Annotated in this window: 21 protein-coding genes; 12 read left to right on the forward strand and 9 right to left on the reverse strand. The window is 34.0% G+C overall.

Features of this window, described 5'->3' with window-relative positions:
- The first annotated feature begins 157 nt into the window (after positions 1–157).
- Complete coding sequence (locus QYS47_RS01920) at positions 158–709, forward strand: hypothetical protein (RefSeq protein ID WP_322347530.1); 552 nt, start codon at positions 158–160, stop codon at positions 707–709.
- Positions 710–794: 85 nt separating this feature from the next.
- On the opposite strand, the gene QYS47_RS01925 is transcribed toward QYS47_RS01920, so the two are convergent.
- The 3 genes from QYS47_RS01925 to QYS47_RS01935 all read right to left on the reverse strand — a co-directional run bounded on the left by QYS47_RS01925 (position 795) and on the right by QYS47_RS01935 (position 5,624).
- Complete coding sequence (locus QYS47_RS01925) at positions 795–1,565, reverse strand: hypothetical protein (RefSeq protein WP_322347531.1); 771 nt, start codon at positions 1,563–1,565, stop codon at positions 795–797.
- Between the two features lie 47 nt (positions 1,566–1,612).
- The gene (locus QYS47_RS01930; RefSeq protein ID WP_322347532.1) at positions 1,613–4,633 is read right to left on the reverse strand and encodes an ATP-binding cassette domain-containing protein; all 3,021 of its coding nucleotides are present in this window, start codon (positions 4,631–4,633) and stop codon (positions 1,613–1,615) included.
- A gap of 106 nt (positions 4,634–4,739) precedes the next feature.
- Positions 4,740–5,624 carry a hypothetical protein gene (locus tag QYS47_RS01935; RefSeq protein ID WP_322347533.1) on the reverse strand — a complete coding sequence of 295 codons (885 nt, stop codon included), beginning with the start codon at positions 5,622–5,624 and terminating at the stop codon, positions 4,740–4,742.
- A 191-nt stretch (positions 5,625–5,815) separates the two neighbouring features.
- On the opposite strand from QYS47_RS01935, the gene QYS47_RS01940 reads away from it, so the two are divergent.
- On the forward strand, positions 5,816–6,529 hold the full coding sequence (locus QYS47_RS01940; protein WP_322347534.1) for a pirin family protein: 714 nt from the start codon (positions 5,816–5,818) through the stop codon (positions 6,527–6,529).
- 373 nt (positions 6,530–6,902) lie between these two features.
- On the forward strand, positions 6,903–7,268 hold the full coding sequence (locus tag QYS47_RS01945; RefSeq protein ID WP_322347535.1) for a hypothetical protein: 366 nt from the start codon (positions 6,903–6,905) through the stop codon (positions 7,266–7,268).
- 177 nt (positions 7,269–7,445) lie between these two features.
- Here QYS47_RS01945 and QYS47_RS01950 read toward each other — a convergent pair whose 3' ends face one another.
- Together QYS47_RS01950 and recF are read right to left on the reverse strand one after the other, a co-directional pair.
- Complete coding sequence (locus QYS47_RS01950) at positions 7,446–7,769, reverse strand: DUF721 domain-containing protein (protein WP_322347536.1); 324 nt, start codon at positions 7,767–7,769, stop codon at positions 7,446–7,448.
- A complete protein-coding gene (gene recF / locus QYS47_RS01955; protein ID WP_322347537.1) occupies positions 7,762–8,862 on the reverse strand; it encodes a DNA replication/repair protein RecF in 1,101 nt (366 codons plus the stop codon). Before recF ends, QYS47_RS01950 begins: the two co-directional genes overlap by 8 nt.
- A 109-nt stretch (positions 8,863–8,971) precedes the next feature.
- On the opposite strand from recF, the gene pdhA reads away from it, so the two are divergent.
- From pdhA to QYS47_RS01975, 4 genes are all read left to right on the forward strand, one after another.
- The gene (gene pdhA / locus QYS47_RS01960; protein WP_308358014.1) at positions 8,972–9,991 is read left to right on the forward strand and encodes a pyruvate dehydrogenase (acetyl-transferring) E1 component subunit alpha; all 1,020 of its coding nucleotides are present in this window, start codon (positions 8,972–8,974) and stop codon (positions 9,989–9,991) included.
- A 260-nt stretch (positions 9,992–10,251) separates the two neighbouring features.
- A complete protein-coding gene (locus QYS47_RS01965; protein ID WP_322347538.1) occupies positions 10,252–10,953 on the forward strand; it encodes a tetratricopeptide repeat protein in 702 nt (233 codons plus the stop codon).
- A 77-nt stretch (positions 10,954–11,030) separates the two neighbouring features.
- Positions 11,031–11,519, forward strand: a complete 489-nt coding sequence (gene ribH, locus QYS47_RS01970; RefSeq protein WP_322347539.1) for a 6,7-dimethyl-8-ribityllumazine synthase — start codon at positions 11,031–11,033, stop codon at positions 11,517–11,519.
- On the forward strand, positions 11,516–12,835 hold the full coding sequence (locus QYS47_RS01975) for an aspartate kinase (RefSeq protein ID WP_308358011.1): 1,320 nt from the start codon (positions 11,516–11,518) through the stop codon (positions 12,833–12,835). Before ribH ends, QYS47_RS01975 begins: the two co-directional genes overlap by 4 nt.
- Before the next feature lie 37 nt (positions 12,836–12,872).
- Here QYS47_RS01975 and QYS47_RS01980 read toward each other — a convergent pair whose 3' ends face one another.
- From QYS47_RS01980 to QYS47_RS01990, 3 genes are all read right to left on the reverse strand, one after another.
- Positions 12,873–13,880 (reverse strand): potassium channel family protein, encoded by a 1,008-nt coding sequence (locus tag QYS47_RS01980; protein ID WP_308358010.1) that lies wholly within the window; start codon positions 13,878–13,880, stop codon positions 12,873–12,875.
- Between the two features lie 10 nt (positions 13,881–13,890).
- Positions 13,891–14,172: a DUF427 domain-containing protein gene (locus tag QYS47_RS01985; RefSeq protein WP_302102963.1), complete on the reverse strand. Its 282-nt coding sequence runs from the start codon at positions 14,170–14,172 to the stop codon at positions 13,891–13,893.
- Between the two features lie 135 nt (positions 14,173–14,307).
- Complete coding sequence (locus tag QYS47_RS01990) at positions 14,308–14,538, reverse strand: hypothetical protein (RefSeq protein ID WP_302128276.1); 231 nt, start codon at positions 14,536–14,538, stop codon at positions 14,308–14,310.
- Positions 14,539–14,620: 82 nt separating this feature from the next.
- On the opposite strand from QYS47_RS01990, the gene QYS47_RS01995 reads away from it, so the two are divergent.
- The 5 genes from QYS47_RS01995 to QYS47_RS02015 are packed head-to-tail and all read left to right on the forward strand — an operon-like array spanning position 14,621 to position 21,160.
- Positions 14,621–16,657 carry a protein-disulfide reductase DsbD family protein gene (locus tag QYS47_RS01995; RefSeq protein WP_322347540.1) on the forward strand — a complete coding sequence of 679 codons (2,037 nt, stop codon included), beginning with the start codon at positions 14,621–14,623 and terminating at the stop codon, positions 16,655–16,657.
- A gap of 56 nt (positions 16,658–16,713) precedes the next feature.
- Positions 16,714–18,510, forward strand: coding sequence for an ABC transporter ATP-binding protein (locus QYS47_RS02000; RefSeq protein WP_322347541.1), 1,797 nt, complete (start codon positions 16,714–16,716; stop codon positions 18,508–18,510).
- 2 nt (positions 18,511–18,512) lie between these two features.
- The gene (locus QYS47_RS02005; RefSeq protein WP_322347542.1) at positions 18,513–19,433 is read left to right on the forward strand and encodes a lysophospholipid acyltransferase family protein; all 921 of its coding nucleotides are present in this window, start codon (positions 18,513–18,515) and stop codon (positions 19,431–19,433) included.
- Between the two features lie 60 nt (positions 19,434–19,493).
- Positions 19,494–20,225, forward strand: a complete 732-nt coding sequence (locus tag QYS47_RS02010; RefSeq protein WP_308358004.1) for an LOG family protein — start codon at positions 19,494–19,496, stop codon at positions 20,223–20,225.
- Between the two features lie 17 nt (positions 20,226–20,242).
- Positions 20,243–21,160 (forward strand): lytic transglycosylase domain-containing protein, encoded by a 918-nt coding sequence (locus QYS47_RS02015; RefSeq protein ID WP_322347543.1) that lies wholly within the window; start codon positions 20,243–20,245, stop codon positions 21,158–21,160.
- A gap of 2 nt (positions 21,161–21,162) precedes the next feature.
- Here the strand turns inward: QYS47_RS02015 and QYS47_RS02020 are convergent, their stop codons facing one another.
- On the reverse strand, positions 21,163–21,783 hold the full coding sequence (locus QYS47_RS02020; RefSeq protein ID WP_322347544.1) for an outer membrane beta-barrel protein: 621 nt from the start codon (positions 21,781–21,783) through the stop codon (positions 21,163–21,165).
- Between the last annotated feature and the right edge of the window lie 33 nt (positions 21,784–21,816).

Below are 21,816 nucleotides of genomic sequence, written 5' to 3' on the forward strand. Positions count from 1 at the left end.
GTTTATATTGAACCCGAGCTTTTTAAAGTTTCGGGTTTTTTTATGTCTCTATAAGAGAAACATATTATAATTTAAATAAAATTTTATGTTAGAATATCAAGGATACTAAAAATTATCGTTTCTGATTAAATATATTTTATTCAACTATAACCTTCAAATGAAGAAAGTCATTTTATTCCTAACCTTAAGCCTTACTTATTTTTCTTGTGATTTATTCTCACAGGAACCGAAGAGTGAATTAAAACTTGGGGTTTCAGCTTATAATTTTTCCACCATATCTTCCTATTCCTATTTTGCAGGAGAATATAATTATAGAGTCTTCAAAGACATTTTAGATGTTGGTTTTCATTTTGGATATGATAAAATTATGCTTCCAATAGATTATGATAGTATTACAAAAGACTTTGATGATGTTCAAAGATCTATTTTTACAGTTGGTTTAAATGCAAATATCTTCTTGACAAAATTGATACCTGAAATAAGATATCAAGATAAATTCGAAGTTTATGCAGCATTAAAATTTCGTAAAGGATTTGTTTATAATTTCCCAGAAGACTATATATATGTAAAACCAAAATTCCATGATATACAACTTGGAATAGGTGCGAGATATAATATTTATAAAAATTTGGGTGTATTTATTGAATATGATTTTTATCAGGAGACACCATATCGTATGATTTATCCAGGTATAAACTTTAGATTTTAAGTATACTTATTTACTATATATTTAGATTCAAAACAATAAGGCCAGCTGTAATTTAGCTGGCCTTTTTGTTTGCCATGATCTTACATTAAAACTGTTCAAAAACCGTTTTATCCCACTCTTGAGCAACTTTAATATCATTTAATGATCTTTCACCTCTACCAGATGATAAATATATATCGCCATATTTCTTATAATCCGACCATTCGTTACTAAAGCTTGCGGCACTATCCGAAGCATTTTGATAGTAATCCCATTGTAAAATCATATGGGTTTCAGGCTCTATATAGGCATTGTATTTGTTTTGCGGAGTAAAACCTACTTGTTCGAAAGTTAAACTGATTACTTCCGCATCCTTTCCACTTAAAGTAGTGTCTTGGCCATGGTAAGTTAAGGATACGCCAGGATCTTTGAATTTAAACGGAAATACTAACCAATAGGAATCATTCACCCATATTTGCTTTCCTCTTTCAATGTATTGATCTAAAGAATCTCCTTTGCTTAATTCGCGATCTCCAATTTTTACTTTACCCGTATTATCATTAATGTTAATCAGATAAGTAGAATTTTCTCTCGGGAAATCAATGCGAACATCTCCTGTATATTTATCCCAGATTAAATCGCGAAACCCTAAAAAATTCCAAGCGATGTAACGAGTATTATTCCAAGCCTCTTTTCCACCATGAGCTTGCATAACTTTATCCGCAAGTTCAATGGCTTCTTCATCTGAGTTTTCAGGCTTAAACTGTGGTCCTTTTTCCACCGTTTTAGTTTCCGATTCTTGCTCTTGGCTTTTTTCTTTGGTTTGGCATGCAAACACAAAAGAAATTATAGTGATGATTAGTGCTAGTTTTTTCATGAACATTAAATTAATAAGTTATCATTTTGTTTCATTTACTGCATTGGTTATCGCTTCTTTTTGCTAAATGGATTTTTCATACCTACAATTTTTCTCAGGACATCATAATACAACATTACATATAATAATATGCTCATAAGCCATATTATGGCTATATTAAATTGTAATGTATTGAAAATATAACCTGCAAAATGCTTTTCACCAGCATAGAATTGTGTTCGGAAGTCTAATAAGTGTTCTGGCTGAGGTTCCATATATACCGGATATATTTTCTGAATCAGTTTATTATCGTATTCAATTATTCGATTTGGATCATTAGTATTTTTAACCAAAGTGGCCACAGTTGTATTGAAATAATTATCTCGTAAATATTCGAAACCTTCTTTCTTTTCTGGTGTGGAGGTTAAGGTGAAAATGGCTCTTTCCTTTTTGGTATTAGCTTCATTAAAGAAGTTGTTATAGTAACGACTAAGAGTATTTAAGAATACAAGAGTTTTATCAGCAGTCCATTTATCGAATTTTTCAGGAGTTAATTTGTGAAAAGCATTAAATTTATCCTCTCCAACTTTTTCCAATTCTATCCCGATTTCGCGCTTCAATAAGTTAACGGCATCTTTAAATTCCTGAGTATTTTTATTTTCCAGATTACGGTTAAGAAATTCTAATGTCGATTTTAATCTTGGAATGTAATACACAGTTTTGTATTCAGATTGTGCCATTTTTCTATCCAACTCATAGAAAGGAGCGGCAAATTCATTGCTTTTAAACTGGGCTACCATGGAGGCCTCAAAAGCCCACCTTGATGCCATAAATTCTCCTACCAAAGGTACCTGATCAGGAGTAGTAATTTGTGGATTTAAATTATCGAATTTCACTACCACACCACTAAGGATTAATTGTGGAATTAATAAAATTGGAATTAAAATATAAATTGTAATGGCAGAATTAAATGCTGAACTGATATTCAAACCTAGCATATTCGCAAAGCAAGCGGTGCTAAATAGAATGGCCCAATAGGTAAGACTCATTCCATCAATTTCTAGAATTAAATCTCCAATTATAACATAGGTGAAGGTTTGAATGGCTGAGAATAGGAATAATATTCCAATTTTGGAAAATAAATAACTACTGCGGCTTAAGTGCAGAAAGGACTCTCGCTTTAATATTTTTCTATCTTTTATAATTTCCTCAGCACTTACCGTTAAGCCCATGAATAAAGCCACAATAATACTCATAAAGAAGAAGGCTGGAATATTAGAGTTGTCAATAAATAAATATTCACTCTGCTCATTTTCAGGATAATAGCGAATTATATACGCCAGAAGCATTGCTAGAATAGGAGCCTCTAATAAATTTATAAGTAAGTATTGACGATTTGCCAGTTTGGACATAAAGTCTCTTTTGAAAAATAAGCTTATCTGCTTCGTCCAGTTAGGAATTTGTAACTCAGGTTCAGGTAAAGGGTCTGGGTTTTCTACTTTAGGTACATCCAGTTGTTTATCAAATAGGGAGTACCATTTTTTCGGACTGATCTTTCTTTCATCAGTAGCTTTACCGTATTCATTTACCACCTTGGTTTCAATGATATTGAATATCTGCTCTGGATTAACATTTCCACATTCAATACAAGCGGCCTGATCTTTATCAATCGTATTAATTTGATTCTTAAAATACAGAACCGCCTCAACAGGGTTTCCATAATAAATTTGATAACCGCCTACATCTAAAATTACCAACTTATCAAACATTCGGAATATATCTGAAGAGGGTTGATGGATCACAACAAACACCATCTTGCCTTTCAAACTTAATTCTTTCAGCAAGTCCATAATATTTTCAGAGTCGCGAGATGACAATCCGGAGGTAGGTTCATCCACAAACAGCACAGAAGGTTCTCTCAGTAGCTCAAGCCCAATATTTAATCGTTTTCTTTGTCCACCACTTATGGTTTTTTCTAAAGGAGAACCTACCTTCAAATCTTTGGTTTCAGACAAGCCTAATGAAGCTAGTGTTTTATACACCATCTCTTCTATTTCGAATTGTGATTTATCATCGAAGCAAAGTTTGGCCGCATAATATAGGTTTTCATAAACCGTAAGTTCTTCAATTAATAAGTCATCTTGAGGAACATAGCCAATCGTACCTTTTATTTTTTCTGGCTCATTGTGGATATCTATCCCATTGATTTCAACTTTACCTTCAGTGGGTTTTTCGTTTCCATTTAACACATTCAATAAGGTTGATTTACCAGAACCTGACGCTCCCATCAAGCCAACTAATCTTCCTGTATCTTCCGCAATATTTACATTGTGAAGGCCTTTATGTCCATTGGGAAATGTAAAACTGATATTGTCTGCAACAAATGAAATATTAGGAGTGCTATCATCAGTTTTGTAATGGCTGGCTACATCACTGTAAAAAACAGTCTGAGACTTTTCGCCTTTAATAGTGCTACCTGAAGGAAATAAAGTGATGGCGTTTTTCCTCAAAGCAATACCGTTCATATTAAGTTGGGCGGTACCCAGGTATTTTACAAAATACATTTCTGCTCCCGATAATTTCAGAATAGCCAAAAAACCATCCAGATTATCTTGCGGAATAAAATGAGTGGCATCCGCAACTTTATCATTATTCTTTGCAACAATTAAGAATTTATCAGATTCAAAGTCTTCAATATTTTTCGCTAATGCGAAGGTTTGAATGTAAGCAATTATTTCAGAGGGTAATTTAATATTATCACTAACTCGGTCTAAAATTTCCGTTTCCTCTTTTGCTATGTCACCATCTGCTAAAATGAGTTCTATTAATTGCAATGCAAGAATTATCTTTTGTGGATAAGTAAACTCATTATTAATCTTCTTGCAGATAGCATCAATGTTATCATTGCTATTTTGAATTTCATCATTGGTGAATTCATCAAACATTTTCAGGTGGCGCTCCGCAGATTCTTCTGAAAGATTTTCGCTAAGAAAATTCTTCACATTATTTCTTTCATCTTCCGTTACGGTTCCCTTTTTAGCAACAATGGCAAATAATTCTAATAAAGCTTTTAATAGATTTTCACTCATGGGTTAAGTTAATATGGGTATAGATTAGATTTAATTAGCAGAAAAAAAGGGTACAGATAACAAACGAATGCTCTATACCCTTTTCGTTATTTAAGGTTATGATTGATCATCCTGTTACATCATCACGGATTTTCCCCATTTGATTGGTGATATTATCTAAAGTTTCATCTTTCAATAATTCAGCACCATTTCCTTCATCCATCAATTGCTGTACATTTAACTTTTTGTATTCCGCTTGTAAACCTTTTAAGTCAGCCACTAAAGTAGATATGTATTCATCACCCTCTTGAACGCTTTCTAAAAGCTCAATCAGGTCAACTAATGGCTCTTCTTGTTTTATGATCACATCCACTAAAGGCACTAATATCAAAGCTCTAGCATCATCAGGTAATTCATTCGGATAATTTTCAACTAAAGCAGTGGCGATGTAAAGACCTTCAATAAATGATCCTGCTAATAATAAAGCCGCAACTTTTGGCCGATCCGTTTTCCTTAAATGATCATCCGCATTATTCACAGCTTCATTAACAATCATAGCTAATGAATCTGAATTGGATAGGTTTTTCTCAAACTTTTCAACTGTTTGCGGATCAAAAGCCCCAGAAAGAGCCAATTGATCAGCAAGAGGTCTAACTTCTGTGATATATTTCAGAGCTTCTTGTGATTTTTCGTAAGCACTTAAATACCCAATATCGGCAGCATAAACACCGAGATTAACCGCTGCTTCATTATTATTGGAACTGTAATTATTTGCCAGTTTCACATCATGAATTAAACTCATGTTTAAATCAGCCCCGGTTTCCATTAGTAGAAAGGGAATTTCTGATGGAGCCGGCATTTCTTTTACTACTCCTGAGATTTTTTCTTTTACTTCTTCTTGAGCCTTTTCAAAAGCTTCAGAATTCTCTTCTTTTGAATCTTTCTTTTGAGGGCTGCATGCTACTACTGCTAAAAGGCATGCAAATAGAATGGATTTTAAATACATATTCATAGTTTAGGTTTTTCGTTATCACTAAAATTATAAAATAATTTTAATAAATAATATAGTTCTACTAAGTTGATTTCAAAAAACTTTAAGCTTTCTATCTGATTTTCACCACAAAACAAATTTTGATTGATGATTATGACATCTATTTTCTTTTAAGTCCGTAATTGTATGTATCTACATATAATTTCAAAGAGATGGAAAAAATAATTTATAAGGCCGATTCAAGAGGACATGCTAACCATGGTTGGTTAGATACACACCATACTTTCAGTTTTGCTTCTTACTATAATCCTAATCGAATTCATTTTGGAGCATTAAGAGTATTGAATGATGATAAAATCACCAGTGGAACAGGTTTTCCAAAGCACCCACATGAAAATATGGAGATCATTTCGATACCATTAAAAGGAGATTTGGCTCATGAAGACAGTATGGGAAATCAATCTACAATTAAGCAAGGTGATGTGCAGGTGATGTCTGCTGGAACTGGAGTAACGCATTCAGAATTTAATCCTAATAAGGACATAGGAACTGAGTTTTTACAGATTTGGGTATTTCCTAAAAAAGAAAATGTAGAGCCGAGATACGGACAGGTAAGCTACTCAATGGCAGATAGAAAAAATAACTTTCAAATGGTAGTGGCTCCTAGTGCTGAGGAGGTAGAAACTTGGATTCATCAGGATGCTTGGTTTCATTTAGCTGATTTTGAAAAAGGCTTTGAGAAAACCTACGAACTGAAGAAAAAGGACAATGGACTTTTCCTATTCCTGTTAGAAGGAGAAATAGAAATTGGCGGTGAAATACTTTCTAAAAGAGATGGCATTGGTTTGTTAGATCTTGAGAAAGTTGATATTAAAGCCAATGAAAATGCAGAAATGCTATTGATGGAAGTGCCATTGGATTGGTAGGAGTTGAGTTTTATGATTTTGCGTAGAAACAGAAAAGGGCAGCAATGCTACCCTTTTCGCCTACAACCATAAAACTATGAACGGTAACCAGCCATCCACAGAAAGATTTCAACCAAAACCTTCTACTTCAAAGACAACCAATATCTTAAAATGGTTGGATTGAACTTAAAAATCATATTTCATTTAGAATTTCATATTTATGCTGAAAGCATAAAAATCACACACCATTCTAAGCTTTTCTATAAGTTTTTATAAATTGAAGCTTTAGAGACTATGATAGAAATGTAAAACTGTAAAGTAAAATCAGGACGAGACAGTGCTTTCTAATCCCCACACTTCATAGCCAAACCGTTGGCATTCATTTACTTTAATTATGCAGCAGTCAAAGGAGATCTATTTGGAACATGAAAAGATTGGCTTTCCTAAAATCAGCGAACAGGATCAAGCGGATATGCTTATATGGCATAACCCAGAAATCATTAACAAACTAACACCAGGTTTTATAGCTGAATTTATACCTACTGAAGTAGCAAAAAAATACATCTCAATATCTAAGGGAACATTTAGAGAATATTTTAAAGTAAGTGGATACATTGAAAGACTAAATGAAAATCACAAAGTATTCCCAAAAGAAGATAGTCAATGGGTTGAAAAAAATGGTGTTTCAGGATATAAATTAAAAGTTCAAGAACGTGGTGGCCTAGTACACATTGAATTTTTCGATTCCTATGAAGAATAGATTGATTATTTTGTTACATCTAAGTTCAAAACATTTAGTCTTTTTTGATCTAAAAACGAAATGGCAACAATTTATAAAACCCATTTGCTAACCACCTCGTAGCAAATTGACTGTTAAATTGCCACTTTCAGTATTTCATAGACCATTATAGCACGTGTTTTATACTTGCCATATTAATCACAACAACACAATCTCCTTCACTACTTCTTTACCTAGTTTATCTTTAAACATATGAATTATTTTTTCTTTGTTCATATGCAATTCATGCTTTAGTGCGCTGGATTCAACCGTAATGAAAAGCTTATTGTCTTTCATGAACACTCCCTTGGTATGATTGGCAATAGTTTTTCCCATAAGCTTTGGCCATAGGTTTACCACCTGAGTATGATCTACTTTTTTATTAAGGTGATAGGCATCAAACATTTCGTTAATTACCTGTCCTAAAGGAGTAGCCTCTGACTTTCTAATGCTGGCAGGATGTGGATTTTTCTTCTTATACATTTTCTTCTGGTTTTAAATCCAATTCGAAAAATTTCTTTTCGGTAGTGATATCTTTTAAATACTTTTTACTTCTCTCTGGTCGGGCATCAGTTAAAAATATTTGCCCAAAGCGACCGTCCGACATCATTTTTAATAAATAAGCAATGCGTTTATCATCCAATTTATCAAAAATGTCATCTAATAAAAGCAATGGTTTTTGTTCTTTAGCATTTTTCAGCATTTCAAATTGCGCTAATTTTAAGGCAATCACAAATGATTTTTGTTGCCCTTGGGACCCGAATTTTTTCACTGGCTTTCCTTCCGACAGGAACAGATAATCATCCTTATGAATTCCCAAAGTTGTGCGTCCTCTTCTAAAATCTTTTTGATGTTGACTTTTAAAAGCTACTTCAAAGTTTTCATCTACTTGGGTGTCATATTGAATGCTTACTTCCTCTTGTCCATCGGAAAGGTCTTGATAAAACTCTACGAAAATGGGAAGAAACTTTTTCAATAAATCTTCTCGTTCTTCTTTAATTTTCAAACCTAAAGGAATCATCATTTCATCATAAGGAGCTAACTGATCAGCCGAAAAGCGATTTTTCTCAAGGAAGGATTTCAATAAAGCATTACGTTGCTTGAGTAAATGATTATACTTTACCAATACTTTTAAATAATCCTGATCAAGCTGGCAAAGCAAATTATCGAAGAATTTCCTGCGCATTTCACTGGCTTCCCTCACGATGTCTGTGTCTTGCGGAATAATCATGACCAAAGGTAATTTCCCAATATGCTCACTTAACTTTTCATATTCTTTCCCTGCCCAGCGGATCAATTTTTTCTCCCCCATTTTCACAGCACAAAGCATTTCAATGTTTCTTTCATCCGCTTCAAACTGTGCTTTAATGGAGAAAAAGCTTTCATCATGCATGATATTATCTTTATCTACTGCATTGAAAGCACTTTTGGTAAATGCCAGATAATAGATAGCATCCAATAAGTTGGTTTTACCAATTCCGTTACGGCCTAAAAAGCAATTAATTCCATCAGCAAAAGTGAAATTTGCCTGTGAATAGTTTTTGAATTGGGCTAAGCGGATATTTTGAAGCTTCATTTTTCGCACTTGTGGGTTTTTTCGTTATTTTCGCATCCCGGAACAAGATTAACAAAGTTAAGTTATTCTTTTGTGACGAAAGAAATTCATAGATAAAAGAAAAAGCATTATGGCTACAAAGAAATCTAAAGCTGCCAATAAGAAGAGTTTCGATAAAGAAACTTATATGGAATGGTTCAGAAGCATGTCTTTAATGAGAAGATTTGAGGAGAAATCTGGTCAGTTATATGGTCAGCAAAAAATCAGTGGTTTCTGCCACTTGTATATTGGTCAGGAAGCTTGTGTGGCTGGAGCGGTCAGTGCATTAAAAAAAGGAGATAAATATATTACAGCCTATAGAGATCACGCTCATCCAATTGGTTTAGGGACAGATCCTAAAGCAGTAATGGCGGAGCTTTACGGAAAAGAAACGGGTGTTTCTAAAGGTAAAGGTGGATCTATGCACATGTTTGATAAAGAAAACCATTTCTTTGGAGGCCATGGTATTGTAGGGGGTCAAATTCCTTTGGGTGCTGGTATTGCCTTTTCTGAGCAATATAAAGGGACTGACAATGTCTGTATCACCTATATGGGTGATGGTGCAGTAAGACAAGGTGCTTTTCACGAAGCTTTAAACATGGCCATGAGCATGAAATTGCCGGTTATTTTCGCTATTGAAAATAATGGTTATGCAATGGGTACTTCTGTTAAAAGAACTTCAAATGTAACTGAATTGCATACTTTAGGTGAAGCATATGATATGCCATCAAAAGGAGTGGATGCTATGAATGTTGAAAACGTTCATAATGCAGTAGCTGAAGCAGCGGAAAGAGCAAGAAAAGGAGAAGGTCCAACATTATTGGAGTTCAGAACTTACCGTTATAAAGGTCACTCTATGTCAGATCCTGCGAAATACAGAACAAAAGAAGAGTTAGAAGAATACAAGGCAAAAGACCCTATAGAGCAAGCTAAACAAGCTATTTTGAAAAATAAATATGCTACTGAGGAGGAGCTTAAAGAAATAGATAACGAACAAAAGGAGATCGTAAAAGAATGCGTGAAATTTGCTGAAGAATCAGATTTCCCTTCTGTGGATGAGGTATATAAAGATGTATACGCTCAAGAAGATTATCCTTTTATAGTGGATTAATAATACTTAATTACTAATAAACCTGTCAGGTTTCAGTTTGAAATGCCATCTAAGTTATTAATACAGATGAAATCTTTAGAATGAGTAAACCTGACAGGTTTAATTTTTATAAAAACAAAAGTTTGCAATTAAACTATATAACTAAAATTCCACATCACTTATTTTAATGGATTTAAATCCCAATACTTTAAACTAATAAAGCAACAAATTGGGTAATAATAAATAAATTTTTATAGCTTTGCGGTCTTAAAGTAGAGTCAATGGCAAAAACAAAAACTAGACAGAAGGAACAAAGTTCTGAGTTTTACGAAAATCCTGAGGTATTAGCTCAACAACTTTCTAAAACTGAACAATTCATAGAAAACAATAAGAAAGTGGTTTTCGGTTTGGGCGGGATCATCGCCTTAATCATTGTAGCTTTTTTTGGTTACCGTTATTATATGAACAATTTGAATGAGGAAGCTCAAAAAGAAATGTTCCAGGCGGTATATTGGTTTGAAAATGGAGAGTACGACCTAGCCTTAAATGGTGATGGTAATAACTTTGGCTTTTTAGCGATAGTAGAAGATTATGGTTCTACAAAAGCAGCTAACCTAGCGAACTTCTACTTAGGTAATATATACTTACAACAAGGCCAGTTTGAAACTGCAATTGACTATTTAGAAAGCTTTAGTAGTGACGACTTATTAATACAAGCTAGAGCGTATGCTTTAGTAGGTGATGCATATATGGAGTTAGGAAATTATTCTATTGCTGCTGATGAGTATGCTAAAGCTGCTTCATACAAATCAAATGATGAGTTCAGCCCATTATATTTATTAAAGCAAGGATTAGCTAACGAAAAAGCTAATGACAATGCTGCAGCTATAGAAAGCTATAAAAAGATCGTAGAAGATTACAGTGAGTCCAAACATAAGGCAGATGCACAAAAATATCTGTCCCGTTTAGAGGCTCAAAACTAATTTAATATATAAATGAATTGCTAAAAGGGGACAGGTTGAAAAATCTGTCCCTTTTTTTATTTTAAACTAATTTATAAATGGCATCTAACTTAAAAAACTTAAGTACGCATTCTGGTAAAAACATGAAAGGTTTGCACGACAAAAAATTTGCAATTGTAGTCTCAGAATGGAATGAAGAAGTAACCGAATCATTATACAATGGAGCATATGAAAGCTTAATTGAAAACGGAATTCCTAAAGAGAATATTCAAAAGCATTATGTTCCTGGAAGCTTTGAATTAAGCTTAGGAGCACAGTGGATGGCAGAAAAAGAAGATATTGATGCGGTAATATGCTTGGGCTGTGTAATTCAAGGCGAAACGCGTCACTTCGACTTCATTTGCGATGCAGTAGCTCATGGCATAACGAATGTAAGTTTGAAATATAACAAACCTGTGATTTTTGGTGTTCTTACGCCTAATACTCAGCAGCAAGCCTTAGATCGTGCAGGTGGAAAGCATGGAAACAAAGGTGATGAAGCTGCATTTACTGCATTAAAAATGTTAGGATTAGCTAAAGGATTATGATTGTATTGAAATTTGGTGGTACCTCGGTTGGTACTCCTCAAGGAATGAATCAGATTCGTGAAATTATCACGAATGATCAAAATAAAAAACTGATAGTACTTTCTGCATTAAGTGGCGTTACCAATACCTTAGTTGAAATTGGCGAAAGGTTAAGAAAGAAAGAAACTGATTTAGCTCAGAAAACGATCAAAAAGCTTCAAAAGCGCTATGATGAATTTATTGAAGAGCTTTTTGAAACAGAAATTTTCAAGAAAAAGGCGAATGAAATTGTAGCTGAAAGCATGGCCTTCGTAAAAGGCTGTTTAGAAATAGCCTTTACCAATGCTATCGATAAAGAATTATTGGCTCAAGGAGAATTAATGTCAACCAACATATTCCATCTTCATTTGCAGGAGCATCAATTAAATAGCGCTTTAATTAATGCATTGGATTTTGTTCGTACGGATGCTTTTAGTGAGCCAGATGAAGCCTTCATCAATAAAGAGCTGTCTGATATATTGGTGAAATTACCAGCAGAGAAAAATTTAATTATTACCCAAGGCTATATTTGCAGAAATGCTGAAGGGAATATTGACAACTTACAAAGAGGAGGAAGTGACTATACTGCCTCATTGGTAGGAGCTGCACTCAATGCGGATGAAATCCAAATTTGGACGGATATTGACGGTATGCATAATAACGACCCAAGAGTTGTTGATAATACTTTTAGCATTCCTGAGCTTTCTTTTGAAGAAGCAGCGGAGCTCGCCTATTTTGGGGCAAAAATTTTACATCCCTCATGTATTAGGCCAGCACAAAAAAGGACCATTCCTGTTCGTTTGAAAAATACCATGAAACCCGAAGCGCCTGGCACATTAATTCATACGAAAGAAGGTGCTGGAGAAGGCATAAAAGCTATTGCGGCTAAGGATGGGATTATCGCAATTAAAGTGAAATCACTTCGAATGTTAATGGCTTATGGTTTCCTAAGAAGAGTATTTGAAATTTTTGAGAAGTATAAAACGCCAATTGATGTAATTACTACTTCTGAGGTAGCCATTTCAGTAACCATCGATAATATATACTATTTAGATAGTATTTTAAGTGAGTTAAGACCATTCGGTGAAGTGGAAGTGGATCAGGAACAAAGTATTATTTGTCTGGTAGGTAATATGGTGGCTGAAAAGCCGGGTTTAGTCAGTAAAATATTTGCTGCCCTTCAGGACGTACCCGTAAGAATGATTTCTTATGGAGGTAGTCGTCATAATATTTCAATTGTTGTGGATACCCAATATAAATCAGAAGCCTTAAAAAGGCTGAATGATGGTGTGTTTTAAAATTTTAGTAGAGGAGTGGGTTGAAATAGCCCTCTCCTTATCCTACAAACTTATCTTTAAACGCTTGTATTGACTTTTTATCCCCTAACAAAATCAATACATCTCCTTCATTACATTTTACCTCTGAATTAGGATTAAAAACAAAACCTTGTTTTTTGTCTTTAAATGCCAAAACAGTAGCTCCCGTTTTGTTTTTCACATCCATTTCGCCTATAGATAAATTTTTGAATTCGTCTTTTAACAGATTATGATTAATTTCTTCTAAAGAATATTCTGATTGTTGATCTCCATTTAATAATTCAAGAAATTCAACTACACTTGGTTTGGTCACTAATGAAGCCATATAAGAACCTCCCACTCTATCAGGCATCACAATATGATCGGCACCCGCTCTGCGCAGTTTCTTTTCAGTATTTCTCTCGGTGGCCTTGGCTATAATTTGAATTTGCGGGTTTATTTCTTTAGCAGTTAAAGTGATAAATACATTATCTGCATCGCTTGGCAAGGTGGTGATTAAAGTGCTGGCTCTTTCCACTCCTGCCTCTATTAATACAGATTCTAAAACTGCATCACCATGTAGAAATTGATAGCCTTTCTCATTATTGTAATTATTAATTAAATCAGCATTCTTCTCAATAAATAAAAGTTCTTTATTAGAATGTCTAAGACCGCTTCCAGCAATCTCTCCATTTTTTCCAAAGCCACATATAATAATATGATTGTTCAATTTTTTCAAAGCTTTTCTATCGGTATAAGTTTTATATATTTCTCTAAACCTGCCTTCAAATAAATAAGAAGAAATTACTGAAGCAGTATAGGCAAATAAGCCCAAATTTATAATAATATAGAATACGGTAAATAATTTCCCATCATCACTTAGGGGCTGTACTTCTTGAAAGCCTACGGTAGAAAAGGTAATGACTGACATGTAAACGCCATCCCTAAAATTATAATTTTCAATCAGCATATAGCCAAAACTCCCTAGCAGAATACTAATAATTATAAATGCAAAAGCATAAAAGAGCTTCATTAAAGCAGTTTGCATATTCGAAAATTTATTCTGTCACTTTTACACCGTTCCAAAAAGCAACATAGTTTTCAATATTTTTAGCTAAATCTTTTGCATCGGGATAGTACCATGCTGCATCCTTATTTACATCGCCATTTACATTTAATGAGTAATAGGAAGCAGTTCCTTTCCAATGACAGGTGCTAGAATAATCTGATTTCTCAAAATACTCCTTTTTAATCGATTGAGGCGGAAAATAATGATTGCCTTCAATCACGATGGTGTCATCGCTTTCTGCTACTACTTGATTGTTCCAAATTGCTTTCATAATATACAAAGTTTATCGTTTGTTAACTACTTTAAACCTAAGGCTATTCGTAAACCTGTCAGGTTTAGGATTTAAATAAATATTCTGAACAAGGATTCATATTATAGAATTTAATTATGTGAAACCTGACAGGTTTCAAACTCTATTGTCAGCATCAAGCTTAACCTTATAAATAACGCCTTGTCCAAAACAGCATATACCAGAATTAAAGACCACCAGGGCAAAAGTCCCATAATAAATCCAATTCCATCCTTCAGGATGATCCATTCTGAAAAAAGCGGCATCAATTGCTAAGCTTAAGCCAGCTCCTATTAAAATTAAACCTAAAATTGAGAAAAATAACCATTTTTGCTTTAGCGCCTGCATGACATATATAGAATTTGTTCCAACAAAATTTAACTATCTTCGTGTTTTAGTTTTTAAGACGAATAGCCGTTATTAAAAGTTTATGAAATATTTAATATACAGTCTACTGCTAGTAGGAACCATTTTGCAAAGTTCTTTTGCACAAGTTATAAAACCAATAAGCTGGGAAAGTTCGATTTTAGAAGAAAATGTAGAAGTTGGAGACACTGCTACTATCTCTTTTAGAGCTAAAATTGATGAAAACTGGTATTTGTATTCCTCAGATTTTGATCCTGATTTGGGTCCTATGCTTACAGAATTTGAGTTTGTTGAAGATGATTCTTACCAATTAGTTGATAGCATCATTCCTATTAATCCTTCAGAAGGATATGATGAAATCTGGGAAGGAAATTATACTTATTTCAAAAAGAATGCTGAGTTCCAGCAAAAGGTAATCATTAAAGAAATTCCATTCAGAATAGAAACTAGTAATAGCTACCAAGTTTGTTCTGATGTAGATGGGAAGTGTATTCCTTTCAGTGATGATTTTTTATTTGGTAAAAAACTGGCTTCTAAGAAAGACGAAGCGAAAGACTCTAAAGTAGATAAAGAAGTAAGAAAAGATAAAGTAGAAGGAAATTCTGGCTTAGACTTAACCCAAAAAGATTCTACTTCACCTTATTCCCTCTTAGGCTTTATGTTGGTGGCTTTTTTAGCAGGTTTGGCAGCACTTTTAACACCTTGTGTTTTCCCCATGATTCCGATGACGGTAACCTTTTTTACAGGTAAAGCCAAGACAAGAGCTGGAGCTATCCGTCAGGCTGTAATTTATGGTTTGTCCATAGTGGTTATTTATGTTGTAGCAGGGACAATAATTGCGGTAATTAATGGACCTGAATTTGCAAACTGGTTGAGTACGCACTGGATTCCAAATGTATTTTTCTTTTTGGTATTCTTCATTTTTGCACTTTCTTTTTTAGGTCTTTTCGAAATCAATTTGCCTTCATCTTTTGTGAATAAAGTGGATGCAAAAGCTGATAAAGGAGGCTTGGGAGGCGTGTTTTTCATGGCCTTTACTTTAGTTTTGGTATCATTTAGCTGTACCGGACCTATAGTGGGAAGTATTTTAGTTGAATCCGCTGGAGGAATGGTAATAAAACCCTTATTAGGAATGTTTGCTTTTAGTATGGCATTCGCAATTCCATTTACACTTTTTGCTATTTTCCCTGAATGGTTGAATAACCTACCAAAATCTGGAGGATGGCTGAATTCGGTAAAAGTAGTTTTAGGATTTTTAGAATTAGCCTTAGGTTTAAAGTTCTTAAGCATAGCAGATCAGGTTTATCACTGGGGAATATTAGACAGAGATATTTACTTAGTGCTTTGGATTGTGATTTTTGGAATGCTTGGCCTTTACCTTTTAGGAAAACTTAGATTACCGGGTGATAGCCCTATAGAGAAGCTTTCTGTTAGCAGACTAATGCTATCAATTGTTACTTTCAGTTTTGTGCTTTATATGATTCCAGGATTATTTGGTGCTCCTCTAAAAGCTCTATCTGGTTATTTACCTCCTATGAGTTCTCATGATTTTGACCTACCAACATTAATTCGTGAGAACAGTGGAGGTTCTGTAACAGCGAGCTCAGAAGACCAATTATGTGAAGAGCCAAAGTATGCTGATATGCTTCATTTCCCTCATGGGATAAAAGGTTATTTCGATTATGAACAAGCTTTAGCTTGTGCAAAAGAACAAGGAAAACCAATTTTTGTAGACTTTACTGGTCACGGTTGCGTGAATTGTCGAGAAATGGAAGCAAGAGTTTGGTCTGATCCTAAAGTATTAAGCCGATTGAAAAATGATTTTGTTATGTTAGCATTATACGTGGATGAAAAAACTGAATTGCCTGAAAGTGAGTGGTATACCAGTGAATATGATGGTAAGGTGAAAAAGACCATGGGTAAGCAAAATGCTGATTTTCAAATCACTCGCTTTAATAACAATGCTCAGCCTTATTATGTACTTCTCGATACTAATGGCGAACTATTAGTGGAGCCTATTGCTTATGAAAGAAGTATTAGCAAGTTTGTAGACTTCTTAGAAACAGCTAAAGAAAAGTTTGAAGCCAAAAACAAACCTTAATTAAAGATATTGTACCTTTGCAAGGTCTATTTAATTTGAAACGTTAGCAATACAGAATGGCAAAAAGAAGAAAAAGCGATTCGCTTAAAGAGGAAGAGAAAAAGCCACTCAACAAAGAAAATTTTAAAAAGCTCACCGGAGTTTTTCAGTTTATAAAACCCTATAAAGGTTACTTTATAGCAGGTTTATTCTTTTTACTTATATCTAGTACTACTCTATTAGGCTTTCCATATGTTATGGGTAAATTAGTAGATGTAGCGCAAGGTAAAGCTTCTGGTGTTTTTACTGAAATCAATACGGTTGCCTTCATCCTTATCGGAATATTAGCAGTTCAGAGTTTCTTTTCTTTCTTTAGAGTATATCTTTTTGCTCAGGTAAGTGAAAGAGCTATGGCCGATATGCGGGCTAAACTCTACAATAAACTGATGAGTTTACCGATGGCTTTTTATGATAAAAGTAGAATTGGTGAATTAGTAAGTAGAATCACTTCTGATGTCTCTTTATTGCAGGATACTTTTTCTGTAACCTTAGCTGAATTTATAAGACAGGTTTCTACCTTGATTATTGGTGCTGCGATTATTTTTTATACCACTCCAAAATTAGCAGGCTTTATGATTGCCACATTTCCTATTCTGGTTATTGCTGCTATGGTTTTTGGTAGATTTATCAGAAAGCTTTCTAAAAAAACGCAATCGGAACTGGCTTCTGCTAATGTGATTGTTGAAGAAACATTACAATCCATCAATATTGTAAAAGCCTTTACTAGCGAGTTAACAGAGGTAATGCGTTATCGTAAATCATTGGATAAGGTGGTTAAAGTAGCATTGAAATCTGCTACTTTTAGGGGCGCATTTATTTCCTTTATAATTTTCGCTATGTTCGGTGGAATTGTAGCTGTATTGTGGTATGGTGCCAGCTTAGTTCAAGAGGGTAGCATGAGTGTTGGTGATTTACTAAGCTTTGTATTGTATACTACTTTCATAGGGGGTTCAATTGCCGGCTTAGGAGATTTATATGGTCAAATTCAAAAAGCTATTGGGGCTTCTGAACGTGTGATGGAAATATTGAATGAGGAAGAGGAGCTTCAAATCAAAGCAGAAGATAAGATCAAATTAAATGGGGCTATCCAATTTGAAAATGTTCATTTTTCTTACCCAACCAGGAAGGATGTAGAGGTTTTAAAAGGATTGGATTTAACCGTTGATGCGGGTGAAAAGGTAGCTTTAGTAGGGCATAGTGGGGCAGGAAAATCAACTATCATTCAGTTATTAATGCGTTTTTATCCTGTTGATGGTGGCCAAATAATGGTGGATGGACAAGCGGTGACTTCTTTATCACTAAATGCTTTCAGACAGAATATCGGTATTGTTCCTCAAGAAATTATTTTATTTGGGGGTACTATCCGTGAGAATATTGCATATGGTAAACCAAATGCTACTGAAGAAGAAGTAATTGCGGCTGCTGAAAAAGCTAATGCATGGATGTTTATTAAAGATTTTCCAGAAGGCTTAGATACTGTAGTGGGTGAAAGAGGCGTTAAATTATCAGGTGGACAAAGGCAAAGAATTGCAATTGCCAGAGCTATATTAAAAGATCCTAAAATATTGATTTTAGATGAGGCAACATCATCATTAGATGCAGAATCAGAGAACCTGGTTCAGCAAGCCTTAGATGAATTAATGCAAAATAGAACAACTATTATCATTGCCCATAGGCTAGCTACTATCAGAAAGGTAGATAAAATATTTGTGCTTAATGAGGGCAAAATTTCAGAACAGGGTTCTCATCAAGAGCTTTTAGAATCAGAAAATGGTACTTACAGTAATTTGGTTAAGCTCCAATTACAGGATTAAATATGAAATTTAAATATTATTTTCTAAAAGCGATATTTTGGCTTCTAAGTATAATTCCTTTTTGGTTTTATCATGGATTTTCAAGCCTAATTGCTTTTATTTTTATCCAGTTTAAACTCTATCGATATAAGGTAGTGATAAACAATCTTAAGATTGCGTTTCCTGAGAAGTCTGATAATGAAATAAAGAAAATTGCTCACCGTTTCTATTATCACTTCACAGATTTGCTTATAGAAAGTATTAAAGCCTTTACCATTTCAGCTAATCAGATCAAGAAGAGATGGAAGATTAATGTTACTTCAGACATTCAAAGAATCCTTGATGAAAAGAGGAACATAGCCATTATTATGCCACATTATAGTAATTGGGAATGGGGAGTTCCAAGTTTTTGTATGATGACCGATCGTAATCAACCTATTGGTTTGGGGATATATAAACCCTTAAAAAATAAGTTGATGGATAAAATAATGAAAGATAACCGATCTCGTTTTCCTGGTGCTAAACTTGTACCCAAAAATGATGTGTCTAAAGTAGTGAACAAGTATAAAAATGATCATTTTATGTTGGGTTTCGCAGCAGATCAAGCACCTCATAACGGATATAGCGCTTATTGGATGGAGTTTTTAGGAAAAGAAACTGGCGTTTTTTATGGGGCTGAAAAATTCTGTAAAAAACTAGACCTAGTTCCGGTTTATGCTCATGTAAAAAAATTAGGTCGCTCTAAGTATGAAGTTGACCTTGAAGTCATCAGTGAAAAACCTAAAGAAACAGATTATGGATTCATAACTGAAAAACATATGAAATTACTGGAGGCGGATATCAAAAAAGAGCCGTATTTATGGCTCTGGACTCATAAAAGGTGGAAGCGTTCAAAACCTGCTGATTATGAGACAGTAAGAAGAAAAGAGAGAATTAAAAATTAGTCTACAAAGCAATTATTTTACTAGGAGTTAACTTCTTGTATAACCTTAAAATTATTGAATATGAGTGAATCAAATAATGAAGATAAATTAGAATTAAATAAAATAAGAAAAGCTTTTAAAGACAGAGATTGGAATGAAATTAAAAGCTCAGACTCTTGGGCAATATTTAAAATCATGTCCGAGTTTGTTGATGGATTTGAAAAGCTAGCTAAAATTGGACCTTGTGTTTCTGTATTTGGGTCAGCAAGAACTAAACCCGATCACCCTTATTACAAAATGGCTGAGGAGGTAGCAGCTAAATTAGTACGCCATGGATATGGTGTTATTACAGGTGGTGGCCCTGGAATAATGGAAGCCGGTAATAAAGGCGCTAAAAGTGAAAATGGTAAATCAGTAGGTTTAAATATTGTTTTGCCATTTGAGCAATTCAATAATATCTACATTGATCCAGATAAATTAATCACTTTTGATTATTTCTTCGTTAGAAAAGTAATGTTCGTAAAGTATGCTCAAGGCTTTGTGGTGATGCCTGGTGGTTTTGGAACTATGGATGAGCTTTTTGAAGCCTTAACCTTAATACAAACTCACAAAATAGGTAGATTTCCTATTGTTTTAGTAGGTAAAAAGTTTTGGGGAGGATTAATCGACTGGATAAAAGACACATTGATTGAAGCAGAAAACAATGTAAGTCCGGAGGATCTGGAGCTTTTCACAGTAGTTGATACTCCAACTGAGGCAGTGAAAGTGATTGATAACTTTTACTCACAGTTCATGTTATCACCTAACTTTTAGTATCAAAAATATTTTTTATGTCAGACAGCAGGTATGCTTTAATTATTTCTATTGCTTCACTTTTAACCGTTTTAGTGGTTGCCTTTTATGGAATTAATAAAAATGTTAAGCAAGATCAATATTTAGAGCAGCCAAAACGTCCTATTGCATTTACAAATGCGAAGACTATTCCTTTACCTGATAAAATTGATTTAGCAGGTGAAGTTGTACCGTTAGACATTGATGATGTAAAAGAAAGGCTAGATAAAGAGTTACATATTAATTCTTACTGGCATAACAATACCATTTTCCTATTTAAGAGAGCCAGCAGATGGTTTCCAATTATAGAACCGATCTTAAAAGAAAATGGCATTCCGGATGATTTCAAGTATTTAGCTTTAATTGAAAGTGGCTTAGAAAATGTACAAAGCTACGCGGGAGCTGTTGGTTTCTGGCAAATATTGAAAAGTACAGGACGGGAGTATGGACTAGAAATAAACCGGGATGTGGATGAAAGGTATCATCCGATAAAATCTACTGAAGCAGCCTGTAAATACTTTAAAAGAGCATTTAATAAGTTTGGTAACTGGACATTAGTTGCAGCATCTTATAATAGGGGAATGAGAGGTATGCAAAATGCTTTAGATCATCAAAAAGTTGATAATTATTATGATTTAATGCTGAATGATGAGACCTCTAGGTATGTATTTAGAATTCTGGCCATAAAACAGATTTTTGAAACACCTGAAGATTATGGTTTAGATATAAGCAAAGAACATCTTTATCAGCCGTATCAATATAGATTCGATACATTGCGTAATTCTACAGATTGGGTAGAATATGCGAATGAACAAAAAGTAACCTATAAAACCCTCAGAATTTATAATCCATGGATTCAAGATGATGACATTCGTGTAGGAAGGGGTGAATATTATGTGGTTAGTTTACCTAAATAAATTTAGAATATAACTCCAATTTCTAATCCCACATAATCTGTTCTAAGATTGAAACTATCTTCATAAATTGAAGTATTGATGGTGTTTAATAATCCTCTTTGATAAATCACACCTCCAAAAAGTTTTGTATTTATCCCTATTCCATATTCTAAACCTATTGCTAAAAGGGAATTGAGATCAATAAATCTAAAACTTGTAACAATGTTGTCTGGATCTCCTTCATCATTGGTGTTGAAATCAACGGTACCACCAAATTGAAAATATAGTTTTTTATCTAAACCAATTTCTTCTGTAAAAAGCTTAAGAGTAAGAGGTACTTGCAAATATTGCGGATTATAATCTTCGCTATAAACTATTCCTAATGAATCAGCCGTAAATGAAGCTCTTTTTGCGGTGAAAATTAATCCTGTACTGAAATAATGGTTTTCTTTAAACTCTATGTCAAAAACTGGCCCTAGCTGAAATCGAAGCCCTACTCCTTCAGTTCCAAAATCTGTATTTTCAGCTTCTGAATCAATCCTATTAAATGAAATATTGGGTCCTGCTTTAAAGCCAAATCTCACTTGGGCTTCAGCAAAATAAACTGAAGACAGGAATAAGATAGAAAAGAGCAATTTTTTCATTTATTTTGAGTTTGATTTCATGACAAATATAAT

It is taken from the genome of Marivirga arenosa (genome assembly GCF_030503875.2).
GTDB classification, from domain to species: Bacteria; Bacteroidota; Bacteroidia; order Cytophagales; family Cyclobacteriaceae; genus Marivirga; species Marivirga arenosa.

Coding starts and splice junctions, on each gene's coding strand:
- QYS47_RS01990 (WP_302128276.1), bottom strand. CDS start 14,538: ATGCAGGCGCTAAAGCAAAAATGGTTATTTTTCTCAATTTTAGGTTTA.
- QYS47_RS01980 (WP_308358010.1), bottom strand. CDS start 13,880: ATGCAAACTGCTTTAATGAAGCTCTTTTATGCTTTTGCATTTATAATT.
- QYS47_RS02000 (WP_322347541.1), top strand. CDS start 16,714: ATGGCAAAAAGAAGAAAAAGCGATTCGCTTAAAGAGGAAGAGAAAAAG.
- QYS47_RS02010 (WP_308358004.1), top strand. CDS start 19,494: ATGAGTGAATCAAATAATGAAGATAAATTAGAATTAAATAAAATAAGA.
- QYS47_RS01940 (WP_322347534.1), top strand. CDS start 5,816: ATGGAAAAAATAATTTATAAGGCCGATTCAAGAGGACATGCTAACCAT.
- QYS47_RS01975 (WP_308358011.1), top strand. CDS start 11,516: ATGATTGTATTGAAATTTGGTGGTACCTCGGTTGGTACTCCTCAAGGA.
- pdhA (WP_308358014.1), top strand. CDS start 8,972: ATGGCTACAAAGAAATCTAAAGCTGCCAATAAGAAGAGTTTCGATAAA.
- ribH (WP_322347539.1), top strand. CDS start 11,031: ATGGCATCTAACTTAAAAAACTTAAGTACGCATTCTGGTAAAAACATG.
- QYS47_RS01995 (WP_322347540.1), top strand. CDS start 14,621: ATGAAATATTTAATATACAGTCTACTGCTAGTAGGAACCATTTTGCAA.
- QYS47_RS01985 (WP_302102963.1), bottom strand. CDS start 14,172: ATGAAAGCAATTTGGAACAATCAAGTAGTAGCAGAAAGCGATGACACC.
- QYS47_RS01945 (WP_322347535.1), top strand. CDS start 6,903: ATGCAGCAGTCAAAGGAGATCTATTTGGAACATGAAAAGATTGGCTTT.
- QYS47_RS01920 (WP_322347530.1), top strand. CDS start 158: ATGAAGAAAGTCATTTTATTCCTAACCTTAAGCCTTACTTATTTTTCT.
- QYS47_RS01950 (WP_322347536.1), bottom strand. CDS start 7,769: ATGTATAAGAAGAAAAATCCACATCCTGCCAGCATTAGAAAGTCAGAG.
- QYS47_RS01965 (WP_322347538.1), top strand. CDS start 10,252: ATGGCAAAAACAAAAACTAGACAGAAGGAACAAAGTTCTGAGTTTTAC.
- QYS47_RS01935 (WP_322347533.1), bottom strand. CDS start 5,624: ATGAATATGTATTTAAAATCCATTCTATTTGCATGCCTTTTAGCAGTA.
- QYS47_RS02015 (WP_322347543.1), top strand. CDS start 20,243: ATGTCAGACAGCAGGTATGCTTTAATTATTTCTATTGCTTCACTTTTA.
- recF (WP_322347537.1), bottom strand. CDS start 8,862: ATGAAGCTTCAAAATATCCGCTTAGCCCAATTCAAAAACTATTCACAG.
- QYS47_RS02020 (WP_322347544.1), bottom strand. CDS start 21,783: ATGAAAAAATTGCTCTTTTCTATCTTATTCCTGTCTTCAGTTTATTTT.
- QYS47_RS01925 (WP_322347531.1), bottom strand. CDS start 1,565: ATGAAAAAACTAGCACTAATCATCACTATAATTTCTTTTGTGTTTGCA.
- QYS47_RS01930 (WP_322347532.1), bottom strand. CDS start 4,633: ATGAGTGAAAATCTATTAAAAGCTTTATTAGAATTATTTGCCATTGTT.
- QYS47_RS02005 (WP_322347542.1), top strand. CDS start 18,513: ATGAAATTTAAATATTATTTTCTAAAAGCGATATTTTGGCTTCTAAGT.